10 protein-coding genes are annotated in these 12,517 nt (G+C 38.0%); 9 read left to right on the top strand and 1 reads right to left on the bottom strand.

The genetic code is table 11. The features are described 5' to 3' along the window. Positions 1–115: 115 nt before the first annotated feature. The 8 genes from ACN9MR_RS11495 (at position 116) to ACN9MR_RS11460 (ending at position 10,502) form a co-directional block, all read left to right on the top strand. Positions 116–1,732 carry a Na+/H+ antiporter gene (locus ACN9MR_RS11495; RefSeq protein ID WP_426329824.1) on the top strand — a complete coding sequence of 539 codons (1,617 nt, stop codon included), beginning with the start codon at positions 116–118 and terminating at the stop codon, positions 1,730–1,732. Between the two features lie 113 nt (positions 1,733–1,845). Continuing rightward, the gene (locus ACN9MR_RS11490; protein WP_426329823.1) at positions 1,846–3,129 is read left to right on the top strand and encodes an ATP-binding protein; all 1,284 of its coding nucleotides are present in this window, start codon (positions 1,846–1,848) and stop codon (positions 3,127–3,129) included. A gap of 52 nt (positions 3,130–3,181) precedes the next feature. Next, positions 3,182–3,946 carry an SGNH/GDSL hydrolase family protein gene (locus tag ACN9MR_RS11485; RefSeq protein ID WP_426329822.1) on the top strand — a complete coding sequence of 255 codons (765 nt, stop codon included), beginning with the start codon at positions 3,182–3,184 and terminating at the stop codon, positions 3,944–3,946. Positions 3,947–4,248: 302 nt separating this feature from the next. After that, positions 4,249–4,989, top strand: a complete 741-nt coding sequence (pxpB, locus tag ACN9MR_RS11480) for a 5-oxoprolinase subunit PxpB (RefSeq protein WP_426329821.1) — start codon at positions 4,249–4,251, stop codon at positions 4,987–4,989. Next, on the top strand, positions 4,986–5,990 hold the full coding sequence (locus ACN9MR_RS11475) for a biotin-dependent carboxyltransferase family protein (protein ID WP_426329820.1): 1,005 nt from the start codon (positions 4,986–4,988) through the stop codon (positions 5,988–5,990). Before pxpB ends, ACN9MR_RS11475 begins: the two co-directional genes overlap by 4 nt. Continuing rightward, complete coding sequence (locus ACN9MR_RS11470; protein ID WP_426329819.1) at positions 5,987–6,748, top strand: 5-oxoprolinase subunit PxpA; 762 nt, start codon at positions 5,987–5,989, stop codon at positions 6,746–6,748. The genes ACN9MR_RS11475 and ACN9MR_RS11470 overlap by 4 nt, the downstream gene beginning before the upstream one ends. Further along, a complete protein-coding gene (locus ACN9MR_RS11465; protein ID WP_426329818.1) occupies positions 6,745–7,929 on the top strand; it encodes an NRAMP family divalent metal transporter in 1,185 nt (394 codons plus the stop codon). The genes ACN9MR_RS11470 and ACN9MR_RS11465 overlap by 4 nt, the downstream gene beginning before the upstream one ends. Positions 7,930–7,940: 11 nt before the next feature. After that, the gene (locus ACN9MR_RS11460; protein ID WP_426329817.1) at positions 7,941–10,502 is read left to right on the top strand and encodes a M1 family aminopeptidase; all 2,562 of its coding nucleotides are present in this window, start codon (positions 7,941–7,943) and stop codon (positions 10,500–10,502) included. A gap of 300 nt (positions 10,503–10,802) precedes the next feature. Here the strand turns inward: ACN9MR_RS11460 and ACN9MR_RS11455 are convergent, their stop codons facing one another. Beyond that, positions 10,803–10,937, bottom strand: coding sequence for a hypothetical protein (locus ACN9MR_RS11455; protein WP_426329816.1), 135 nt, complete (start codon positions 10,935–10,937; stop codon positions 10,803–10,805). A gap of 196 nt (positions 10,938–11,133) precedes the next feature. Between ACN9MR_RS11455 and ACN9MR_RS11450 the strand changes: the two genes are divergently transcribed. Further along, positions 11,134–12,516, top strand: coding sequence for a mercuric reductase (locus tag ACN9MR_RS11450; RefSeq protein ID WP_426329815.1), 1,383 nt, complete (start codon positions 11,134–11,136; stop codon positions 12,514–12,516). The last annotated feature ends 1 nt before the right edge of the window (position 12,517 follow it).

Below are 12,517 nucleotides of genomic sequence, written 5' to 3'. Positions count from 1 at the left end.
GGGGAGAAATTATAGCTTTATAATAGAAAATCCAAATTTTATCTGAAAAAAGAACATAATGTTAATGGTTTGGCATTCACTTCATTTTTGTATTTTAGACCAAGCACCAAATTATATGCACCAACTGATTATACAATACGCTTTCTTACTTGCAATTATTCTGTTTGTGGTGATGCTCGCACAAAAAATCCGCGTGGCATATCCTATTTTATTGGTAATTGCAGGTTTAGCATTAAGTTTTTTGCCAGTACTTCGTAATATTGAGATTGAACCGGAGCTCATTTTTGTAATTTTTTTACCTCCATTGTTGTATGAAGCTGCTTGGAATACTTCATGGAAAGATTTCTGGAAGTGGCGTAGGGTAATCAGCAGTTTTGCTTTTCCAATTGTTATTCTTACCTCCAGTATTGTTGCCCTAATTTCTCAAAGCCTAATTCCGGGTTTTACATGGGCGCTGGGTTTTTTGTTGGGTGGTATTATTTCTCCGCCTGATGCGGTATCGGCATCGGCTATACTTAAAAATGTTAAGGTACCTAAAAGGCTCACCACAATATTAGAAGGCGAAAGTTTACTAAACGATGCATCCAGTTTAGTAGTGTTCCGCTTTGCTTTAGCCGCAGTAATGACCGGAAGTTTCGTGTTTAGTAAGGCCGCTGGTAATTTTGTGGTTGTTATCGTAATGGGAATTTTGGTAGGAATTGCAGTAGCTTTAGTTTTTTATGCTTTGCACCGATGGTTACCAACCACTACAAATATTGATATCATCCTTACTTTTTTAACGCCTTATGTAATGTACATAACCGCAGAGGAGTTTGGGTTTTCTGGTGTATTGGCTGTAGTGAGCGGTGGTTTGTTTCTTTCGGCCCGCAGAGACCAGATTCTTACCCACCGAAGCAGGTTGCAGGGTATAAATGTTTGGGAAACGGTAGCTTTTGTACTGAATGGCTTTGTTTTCTTGTTGATTGGTTTAGAGTTTCCGGTAATTATTCGTGGTTTGGGCAACGATGGTCTTCTACCAGCCATTCGTTACAGTGCCATTATCTGCGTGGTTTTAATTGTTACGAGGTTAGCCAGTACCTATGGTGCTTTGTACTTTACGCGTTTCATTAGCCGTTATATTACTACTGCCGATCCTAACCCAAGCTTAAAGGCACCCTTGCTTTTTGGCTGGGCAGGAATGAGGGGAGTGGTTTCTTTGGCTGCAGCACTTTCTATTCCGGTAGCATTAAAATCAGGTGAAGCTTTTCCTCAGCGCAACTTAATCTTGTTTATCACTTTCAGTGTGATACTGGTTACTTTAGTTTTGCAAGGTTTAACATTACCCGCATTGATAAAATGGGTGGATATGCCCGATCCGGATTATACTGTTTCTTTCGAGCAACAAAAACAAATGGTGAGAAAGAAATTATCCATATTATCGCTTAAAATCCTGGATGAAAAGTATCACAATGCCTTATTGCATAACGATATGATCAGATCGATAAAAATCCGTATTGAGGCAGAAATGGAATTGTTGAGAGATTGGGAAAAAGAAGAAAACATTTCAAGGTCTGAAGGTTTTTATCACGACTATCGCATTGCACTTGAAGATATTATGGCTGAACAGCGTATTTTATTGAAAGGGCTAAATAAAAAAGAGCAGATTAATGATGAAGTGATTAGAGAACAATTAGAACTGCTTGATCTGGAAGAAGAAAAACTGCGCAGGCATTTTAGTCAGCGGGATATATAAATACGCTTGTAACCCACTAAAACTGGCTAATTTATTTTGTGTGTAAAACTTGCCATATCAACATCTGGAATGATTGAAATATAATCATATATTTGCTAATTAATTTAGTAAGCATGTCGGTAAGGGTTAATATTACTTCAAAGGGAATACAAAAGGTTCTTAAAAATTATAATGAAAAGCAGGCCATTGCGGAATACATTTGGAATGGTTTTGATGCCAATGCCACAACTATACAGGTAGATTATGAAGCCAATTCACTTGGCCTTTTAGAGCAGTTAACTATTGCTGATAATGGTTATGGAATTAACTTTGATCGCTTACAACAAAAGTTCGATCCGTTCTTCGAATCTGAAAAATCAATTCAGATTGTAGCACCAAAGCATACCTCGAAAATGCATGGCCGTAATGGAGTAGGAAGGCTTACTTTTTTTACTTTTGCGCACGATGCCGTTTGGCACACCACTTACCAATCAGAACAAGGGTTTCGATATGGTGAAATACACATTAGCACTGGTGGTTTAAATAGTTATAGTCACAATTTTACTGCCGCTCCAAGCAGTTCTGGCGAGACTGGAACAACTGTTTCATTTACTAATTTGAGGATTAGTCAGCAAGATGTAGAAGAAACGGTACTTCCTTTTCTGATAAACGAATTCTGTTGGTTTATAGAATTGAACAAGCAAAAAAACTATTCGGTTATTGTAAATGGCAAAGCATTAGATTTTAGCAGCAATATTAAAACTTTAGAAGAGTTTAATATTTTTTACCCCGATACAGCCGTTACTTTTAAGATTAAATATGTTCATTGGAAAGAAAACCTACATAAAGAACTGTCTAAATACTATTTTTTGGCTGGTGGTGAAGAAATTTATAAAGATTACACCACTCTAAATAAAAAGAGCGACGATTATTTCCATAGTGTTTATATTGATAGTGATTTTTTTCGTGACTTCGATTTTAAAAGTTTCGAAAATGAAGGACAGGTGGCCATATTTGGAGCCGCTAAATCTTCAGCAGAGTACCGGTTTCTAATTAAAGCGTTAACAGAATATCTTAAAGGTAAACGGAAACCATTTTTAAAAGAATGTGCTAAACGCCTGATCGAAACTTATGAGCAGGATGAAATATTTCCGGTTTATGCTACCGAAAGGGAAAAAGAATTAAGGAAACCAGCGCTGGTTAATTTAATTAAGGCCTTATATGAAATAGAACCTAAATTGTTTAGCAGTTTAAATACCGATCAGAAGAAAACTTTTGTGCGCTTGATCGATGTTTTAATGCGCTCTAACCTGCGTGATGAGATTTTTGAAATGTTCAACGGCATGATCGAATTGGAGGCTGAAGAGCAGGATGAACTATTGCAATTGATCAAAGGCCTTGAAGCGCTGAAAAATTAGATCTATATTGATAAGTAATTTAGTAATTTGTTGCCGATAAAAACAGTTTTAAATGAAAAGATACCTATTATTAATTGGCATTTTACTAATTAACACCCCATTATTGTTTGCACAGAATAGGAATCTTAATATTGTTTTTATTGGTAATAGTATCACACAAGGTGTTCAGCTTGCTGCTTCTGATGCCCCACCTGCTGTAGCTGTGGCTTATCTGCTTAAGCAAAAAGGAATAAATGAAGTTAATTTCAGTAATCAGGGCCATAGCGGTTATACCACTCTTGATTTTTTACCCAGTGCAGGCCGTACTTTTAACAAAGTAGAAGAAGCAGCCAATGCATTTACCAATAAAGAAGCATTACTGGTTTTCTCGTTAAAACTCGGTACCAACGATAGTGCTATAAAAGGACCGCATGGAGCTCCGGTTCCGCCTGATCGATATATTGAAAATGTAAAAACTATTGTGGATAAGCTATTGGCTGATTTTCCTAAGGCCATTGTGGTGTTGCAGCATCCTATCTGGTATAGTCCCAATACTTATAACAGCTCAAAATATATGGAAGAGGGCTTGAGCAGAGTGCAGGCATATATTCCAAAAATTGATAGCCTTGTTTCAAGTTATAGTTTAACAAAATCTAAACATGTTTTTGTGGGGGATAGAAAAGCATTCGATTATTTTAAAAAGCATCATCTAACCGAGCTAATCCCTGAAAAGGGGCAAGCGGGTACCTTTTACCTGCATCCAAATAAATTAGGTGCCGCGTCTTTAGGAAAATTTTGGGGCAAGGCGATTGAACGGGTAGTGAAGAAGAATTTTTAAGTCCCTGCCTGGCTATTCATTTAATAGATTATTAAAAATCAAGTAAATCTTTTACGTGGAGCCCTTTAGCCAGCTCGAAATATTAGATAACCAAAAAGTTATTGAATTTAAAAGGTTAGTATAAGCATAATAATGCCTGTATAGCCATTTAAAAATACCTTCTTTATTGTTTTTTGCACATAATAGCTACGATTGTTCGCAAAACTTGCGATTTTAATATTATATAATCATTTTTATAGCAGCAGTTTAGTTGTTAGACCCGTTTATGAAGATCACTTATTATTAAATCTTACTGTTTTTGTATGACTGAGCAGGTAGGGTATTTTCGAACAAACATTCCCATAAAAATTTACGGGTTGAGTGAAAAATCGGTTACAGTAACATTCGGAACGGCAATCGATCACGATTTGTTATACCTGATCGCCGATTTTAACCGATTGCTGTTGCAAAACCCTTTTTCCGGTTTAATTACCACAGTTCCGGCTTATACTACATTAACTGTTTTTTTTGATCCCTTAATCGTGATGTTATCAGATCTTCCAGGCCAGGTTTGTTTCGAAAAGGTATCAGCACATTTAAATAAAATTGCACAGATAAAAAGAGAAAAATCAAGGATAACAGCTGATAAGATGGTTATTCCTGTATGTTATGGTGGCGATTTCGGACATGATCTTTTAACGGTAGCCCGCACCAATAAACTTAGCGAAACTGAGGTAATTGATATACATACTGCCGGGCAATATATTGTTTTCATGATCGGCTTTGTGCCAGGTTTCGCCTATATGGGTGGAATGGATACCAGGTTATCAACCCCCAGAAAAGAGGTTCCTAGTTCTAAAATACCCGCCGGATCTGTGGGTATTGCGGGTAGTCAGACTGGTATTTATCCTATGGAAACACCTGGCGGATGGCAGATTATTGGAAAAACGCCATTAAAGATGTTCGATGTAAACCGCTCGCAGCCATCTCTTTTAAAGGGAGGGGATATGGTTACTTTTAAAGCCATTGGTATAAAGGAGTTTAATGCTTATGCAGAAATATGAGTATGAAAATAAGCATCATTAAGCCAGGCTTGTTAAGTACCATTCAGGATATGGGGCGATACCGATACCTCTCGCAAGCTGTACCTGTTTCGGGTGTCATGGACGAGCTGGCCCACCGGTTAGCAAATAAAGCAGTTGGTAACGATGATAACCATGCTACCATTGAGTTTACCTATGCTGATGCTTCATTTAAAGCTGAAACATCTATTCTAATTTCTTATTCTGGCGATGGTGCCTGCTTAGTTTACAATAATGAATTAATGCCTGCAGAAAAGCCATTGTTTTTTCCGGCAGGTTCTGTTATAAAGTTAATCCATAATGCAATTGGGGTGCGTACCTATCTGGCTATAGCTGGTGGATGGGATGTGCCTGATGTAATGGGAAGTAAAAGCACTTATCTTACTGCTGCTTTTGGGGGCTTTAAGGGGAAGGCATTGCAAAAGGCAGATGTTTTGATCGGTGGTGCTATTAATAGCGAAGTATCAATAAGAATATTAGAACAATTAATCAATAGGTCGTTAACTTACCCAAATTGGCGCATTTCGCGCGAAAGTTTACTGCCAGAGAAAAGACAAACCATTAGAGTTGTTCTCGCAAACGAAATTAGTTGGTTCGACGCAACATCCATTATCTCATTTTTAACCAATTTTTATACCATTGATAGAAGGAGTAATCGCATGGGCTATCATTTATTGGGAAAGCCTTTGGTGAGAAAAGTTAAAAAGGAATTGCTCAGCACGGCAGTAACACCTGGTGTTATCCAGGTAACCGGAAATGGCGATTTGGTTATACTCATGGCCGACTGTCAAACAACAGGTGGCTATCCGCGTATTGCACATGTTGCAGCGGTCGATTTGCCTTTATGTGCACAGCTTAAACCTGGTGATGCCATTCGCTTTTCCGAAATTTCGAGAGATGAGGCAGAAGCGCTTTACTTTGAACGGGAACGCGATTTATCATTGATTACCACGGCAATAAGCCTTAAATATATTAAAACATGAAAACGATCGATCTTAATTGCGACATGGGAGAGGCATTTGGGAATTATGCCATGCCCAACGATGAAAAACTGATGGACTACATTTCATCAGCAAATATTGCCTGCGGCTTCCATGCCGGCGATCCGGCTGTAATGCAGCAAACTGTAGCTTTAGCCTTAAAAAAAGGAGTAGCCATTGGTGCACATCCTGGTTTGCCCGATCTGCAGGGCTTTGGTCGTAGAGAAATGAAGATTACCCCAAATGAGGCCTATCAGCTTACTTTATATCAAATTGGTGCATTAAGCGGTTTTGTAAAAGCTGCGGGGAGTAAATTGCATCATGTTAAGGCGCATGGTGCACTATATAATATGGCTGCAAAAGATGTCGCCCTGGCAAAAGCCATTGTACAGGCCGTTTACGATTTAGATCCGGGTTTGATCCTATATGCTTTAGCAGGAAGTAAGATGATCGATGAAGCTGAAAAAAAGGGTATTGTAACCGCATCAGAAGTTTTTGCCGATCGAAGTTATCAGGATGATGGTTTACTTACGCCTCGGTCAGCAGACAATGCTTCAATTACCAATGAAGAAGATGCCATTAATCAGGTATTGGGATTTGCTTTAAACCAGAAAGTAAATAGTATAAATGGAAATCGCATTGCGGTTAAAGCCGAAACAGTTTGTTTGCATGGCGATGGCGAACATGCTGTTGCTTTTGCTAAATTAATAGCTGAACGGTTACAAAAAGAAGGCATCGTAATTAAAGCCCCAGTAATATGAAACCAAAATACAATTGGAGTGTACTTTTAGGGGCAGCTTTTTTAATGGCTTCATCGGCTATTGGTCCTGGATTTTTAACACAAACTGCAGTTTTTACCCAGCAGTTAGGGGCAAGTTTTGCGTTTGTGATATTGTTATCCATCATATTAGATGCCATTGCACAATTAAACATCTGGCGGATTATTGCTGTTGCCGATAAACCTGCTCAAGATATAGCCAATAAGGTATTTCCAGGTTTAGGATATTTTATTTCTTTCCTGGTATTTTTGGGTGGTTTGGCTTTTAATATTGGTAATATTGCTGGCGCTGGCTTAGGACTCAATGTATTATTCGGTATTAGTGTAGAACAGGGTGCTGTAATAAGCGCAATTATGGCAATAGGGATCTTTATTTACAAAGAAGCCGGCAAGGCAATGGATGTTTTTGCCAAAACCATGGGGCTGATTAAAATTATACTCGCCTTAATTATCGCCTACACCAGTTCTCCGCCATTGGCAGAAGCCGCATTAAGGGCGGTAAACCCCACACAGTTTAGTTTTACGGCAGTTTTGACTATAGTGGGTGGTACAGTGGGCGGTTATATCACTTTTTCGGGCGCTCACCGCTTATTGGATGCCAGGCAAACTGGGATCCAGAACTTAGGTGCTGTAAATAAAGGTGCATTAAGTGCCATCGGATTGGCATCTATTATGCGCTTATTATTATTTATTGCTGCTCTGGGCGTAGTAAGCAAAGGTTTTACTTTAGATCCGTCCAATCCAGCTGCTTCGGTTTTTAAATTGGCCAGCGGCGAAATAGGGTATAAGATTTTTGGCGTAGTAATATGGGCTGCGGGGATTTCTTCTGTTGTGGGCTCAGCCTATACCTCCATCTCTTTTATTAAGAGTTTTCACCCACTGATCTTAAAGTTTAACCGTGAGATTATCATTGCCTTTATATCCATCTCCTGCATTATTTTTATCCTTATTGGTAAACCCGTTAAAATACTGCTTACTGTAGGTGCTATTAATGGTTTTATTTTGCCCATTGCATTGGGGATTATGCTTATTGCGGCCTATAGAACTAAAATTATTGCAAATTACAAACAACCGTTTTGGTTAACCTTAACAGGTATAGCTGTGGTGTTAACCATGGTCTGGATGAGTTATGGCACCATTATACAAATGATAAAAGGAGAATAAATCTTTATACAATGAATACGATTACCAAATATTTTTGCTTTTTCTTCCTATTAAGTGCTACCTGTTTTGCGCAGCAGGGTACAAATTCCGTAGCCGTTGAGCCAGGAGTTTCGCTTGCACTGGCAAGTTCCAGAAGTGCAGCTATAAGTAATATTCAATATAAGCTTCACTTTACTGTACCAGCAGTACAAAATACATTAATAGAATCAACTGAAAGCATCGATTTTAAGTTAAATAAGTTGATTGGTATGCAGGTTGACTTTAAGCAGGATGCAGATCATATCAAACGAATATCGGTTAATGGAAAAACGATACCGATTGATTTTAAAGCCGAACATATTTTAGTAAAGCAGGAGTATTTAAAAATAGGCACTAACCATATCGAGATCGGATTTATTGCAGGTAACGAATCATTAAACCGAAACAAAGATTTTTTGTATGCACTTTTTGTCCCTGATCACGCCAGAACGGTATTCCCCTGCTTTGATCAGCCGGATTTAAAAGCTAATTTTTTACTTTCGTTAACCGTCCCAACTGATTGGAAGGTAATGGGTAATGCTGCTAAAAAAGATTCGCTTGTGCAAAGGAATTCTACCACCTATCATTTCAATAATTCGGATAAACTACCCACTTATTTATTTTCCTTCACTGCCGGTAAATACACCCTGGTAAATAGGAACATAAAAAATAATAAAATGGAATTTCTGCACCGTGAAACCGATTCAGCCAAAATTAAGCTCAGTGTAGATTCTATTTTTGTAGCACATCGAGATGCGCTTGATTTTTTGGAAGACTGGACAGCGATAAAATATCCTTTTCAAAAAATAGGTTTTGTCAGCATTCCAGATTTTCAGTTTGGTGGCATGGAGCACCCTGGTGAGGTACAATATAAAGCATCAGCATTGTTTTTAGATCAAGGTGCAACCAGAGATCAGTTCATTTCGCGCTCTAACCTGATTTCGCATGAAACCGCACACATGTGGTTTGGCGATCTGGTAACCATGCAATGGTTTAACGATGTTTGGATGAAAGAAGTTTTTGCCAATTTTATGGCCGATAAGGTAACCGAAAAATTAATGGGCAAAAATACTTTCGACCTTAAGTTTTTACAAGATCATTATCCGGCAGCTTATGGGGTAGATAGAACACTGGGTGCTAATCCCATTCGCCAGCAATTAGATAACTTACAGGAAGCCGGATCGATGTATGGAAATATAATTTACCATAAAGCACCGATCATGATGCGTCAATTGGAATTATTGATGGGGAAACATAATTTTCAGCAGGGTATAAGGGAGTATCTGAAAAAATACAGTTATAGCAACGCTACATGGAATGATTTGATTGCCATTTTAAGTAAATACAGCAAAAGTGATCTCCATAGTTGGAACAAAGTTTGGGTAAATGAACCTGGCAGACCGGTTTTTAGCTATGATATTAAATACCATGGAGATAAAATAAGCGGTTTAAGTTTAAACCAAAGCAGTGAGATGGGACAGCCACGGGTATGGCCACAATCTTTTACGGTTAAGCTGGTTTACCCAACAGAGAGTAAGATTTTGGTTGTAAATGCTAAGCTTGCTAAGACAGATTTAATTGAAGCAAAAGGTCTTCCAAAACCACAGTATATTTTATTTAATGCAAACGGTGCAGGGTATGGCCTTTTCCCGATTGACAAAGAGATGATGGCAAATCTTTATGATCTTGCTGACCCATTAGAACGGGCATCGGCCTATATCAATGCCTATGAGAACATGCTTTCGGGCAAAAGCACTAAACCTGAAGAACTTTTAGCTGTATTTTTACGAGGATTATCAGTTGAGAAAAACGAGATGAACCTCAGGTTAATTACGGGATACCTAACCAATATTTACTGGACTTTTCTTACCGCTGAAGCACGGAATGCGATGTATGAAAGTATGGAGAAAACAATATGGAATGCAATGGAGCAACAGCAAACGCAAAATAACAAGAAGATTTTGTTCAACGCTTATCAAAATGTATATCTGAGTGCAGATGCGGGAAAACGCATGTATAATATCTGGCTCAAACAAACCGCACCAAATGGAATTAAATTGTTAGAAGATGATTATAGCGCGTTAGCTTTAATACTGGCCCTTAAAACGGATACTGCAAATACGATCTTAAAAGATCAGTTAGCGCGCACCAAAAACGAAGACCGTAAAAACCGGCTGATTTATTTAATGCCTGCCTTATCATTAGACGTTAAGGAAAGAGATAATTTTTTTAATGGTTTAAAAGACCGGAAAAACCGCCAGAAAGAGGCCTGGGTAACTACGGCTTTATCTTACCTGCATCATCCCATCAGGCAAAAAACATCTATTCATTATCTTAAAGAAAGCTTAGATTTATTAGTAGAAATACAGAAAACAGGAGATATATTTTTCCCGCAATCTTGGCTTGCTGCTATTTTCTCTAGTTATAACAATAAAGAAGCAAATGCAGTTGTACAGGATTTCTTAAAATCACATCCTGCATATAATCCAAAATTAAAGGATAAAATTTTGCAGACTACAGATAACCTTCGCCGGGCACAGATCATTGTACATTAACTCTAAGGCAAATAAATTTGTTACATACGAGTTTAAGAAGAATTTATACTTTTGTCGCGAGAGCGTTAATTTAGATTGAAAGGGGTAAACATGAATTTGTTTGCCCTTTTCGTTTTCTATTAATCTTAATCGTCATGCAGAACTTGTTTCAGCATCTTTTCTGCTGTTACGACCCTGAAATGAATTATCTTCGGTGAACTTGCTAATACTCGGTTCAGGGTGACGGTACGGTACGTAGATGAATTACATTTGTATGCATCTTACGAAAAAAAAGCTAAAATTAGATCTATGATCGGCTTTCTAATTAAAAGATTCTGTTTGATTGTTCAGATCATCTAACAAACCATTCAATAAAATATCTCTTTTATCTTCAATTGAAGAATCATCCTGGATAAAAACGGTAAGGTTCGTGTTTTCTGTTGTTTGAGGTTGCATATAAGGCTGCGGTTTATGTTTGTCAATTAAATGTCTACAGTTATCTAACGTCGATTTTCGAATATAGTTTGTAACTTTTTTATTCGAACTTGTAGTGTCTTAATTGTACATAGTATAAATCAATATTGACCAAACATTGGGCTAGTATTTAGGTTATATCTTCAGGACAAGACAAATTCTATTAATCTGTAAATCGATGAAACACTACGACGCAATAATTATAGGCGCAGGGCAGGCAGGAACTCCTTTGGCCAAAAGGCTTGCCGAAGCAGGCAAAAAAACAGCGATTATAGAAAAAAGATATGTTGGCGGTACATGTATTAATGACGGTTGTACACCAACAAAAGCAATGATCGCTTCCGCAAGGGCAGTATACCAAGCCAGAAAAGCAACTGAACTTGGCGTAAAAGTTGGAACGATCAAAATTGATTTTAAAAAGATAAAGCAACGGAAAGACGATATCGTAAACCAGTTCAGGTCATCATCTGAAAAAGGCCTTAAAAATACCAAGGGACTAGAACTGATATTTGGAACGGCCAGGTTTACTGGTGAAAAAGAACTGGCTATTGCACTTAACGATGGCGGTGAAGAAAAAGTAACTGCCGAATGGATTTTTATTAACACTGGTGCAAAAACCACCATACCGGATATTGAAGGATTGGATGAAATTAATTATCTTACATCGACAACAATTTTAGATCTTAAAACAGTTCCAGAGCATTTAGTGGTTATTGGTGGAAATTACATTGGGCTTGAGTTTGGACAAATGTTTAATCGATTTGGCAGTAAAGTAACCGTTTTGGAAAAATCATCGGGCATATTAGCTAGAGAAGATCAGGATATCTCATCAGCACTTACTGAAATTTTAACCGACGAAAACATCGAACTGATCACTGATGTTAAAATCAAAAAAATAACGCAGGATAAAAAACAGATTAGCATTACCCTGGAGTCTGGGAAAATCAAAAAAGAAATAACAGCGAGCCATGTGTTGGTAGCTGCAGGCCGTACTGCTCAGACCGCAGATTTAACCCTTGAAAACTGTGGCGTAAAATTGGATGATAAAGGGCATATTCTTGTTAATGAAAAACTCGAAACCAATATTAAAGGGATTTATGCGCTCGGTGATGTAAAAGGTGGGCCTTCATTTACACATATTGCTTATAATGACTATACCATCGTTTACCGGAACCTAATGGAAGGCACAAATTATTCTATTCACGATCGGCCTGTGCCATATTGCATGTTTACCGACCCTCAGCTTGGGCGGATAGGTATTTCTGAAAAAGAAGCAAAAGAAAAGAAATTGAATTATAAAGTTGCCGTTCTGCCAATGTCGAATGTTGCGCGCGGTATTGAAACAAACGAAACTTTAGGGCTGATGAAAGCAATTGTAGATGCAGACAGTAAAAGGATAATAGGAGCTACTATCCTGGCCACAGAAGGTGGAGAAATCATGTCTGTTCTTCAAATGGCGATGGAAGGTGGGATTACTTACGATAGGATCAGATATTGTGTATTTGCACACCCTACTTATTCCGAATCGTTAAATAATCTGTTTATGAAAATCGATAACTAAG

It is taken from the genome of Pedobacter sp. R-06 (genome assembly GCF_049913135.1).
Classification (GTDB): Bacteria; Bacteroidota; Bacteroidia; order Sphingobacteriales; family Sphingobacteriaceae; genus Pedobacter.
The sequence above is the reverse complement of the archived record's forward strand: the minus strand, read 5'-3'. Positions and strand labels throughout refer to the sequence as shown.

Coding starts and splice junctions, on each gene's coding strand:
- ACN9MR_RS11490 (WP_426329823.1), top strand. CDS start 1,846: ATGTCGGTAAGGGTTAATATTACTTCAAAGGGAATACAAAAGGTTCTT.
- ACN9MR_RS11450 (WP_426329815.1), top strand. CDS start 11,134: ATGAAACACTACGACGCAATAATTATAGGCGCAGGGCAGGCAGGAACT.
- ACN9MR_RS11495 (WP_426329824.1), top strand. CDS start 116: ATGCACCAACTGATTATACAATACGCTTTCTTACTTGCAATTATTCTG.
- ACN9MR_RS11485 (WP_426329822.1), top strand. CDS start 3,182: ATGAAAAGATACCTATTATTAATTGGCATTTTACTAATTAACACCCCA.
- ACN9MR_RS11460 (WP_426329817.1), top strand. CDS start 7,941: ATGAATACGATTACCAAATATTTTTGCTTTTTCTTCCTATTAAGTGCT.
- ACN9MR_RS11455 (WP_426329816.1), bottom strand. CDS start 10,937: ATGCAACCTCAAACAACAGAAAACACGAACCTTACCGTTTTTATCCAG.
- ACN9MR_RS11465 (WP_426329818.1), top strand. CDS start 6,745: ATGAAACCAAAATACAATTGGAGTGTACTTTTAGGGGCAGCTTTTTTA.
- ACN9MR_RS11475 (WP_426329820.1), top strand. CDS start 4,986: ATGAGTATGAAAATAAGCATCATTAAGCCAGGCTTGTTAAGTACCATT.
- ACN9MR_RS11470 (WP_426329819.1), top strand. CDS start 5,987: ATGAAAACGATCGATCTTAATTGCGACATGGGAGAGGCATTTGGGAAT.
- pxpB (WP_426329821.1), top strand. CDS start 4,249: ATGACTGAGCAGGTAGGGTATTTTCGAACAAACATTCCCATAAAAATT.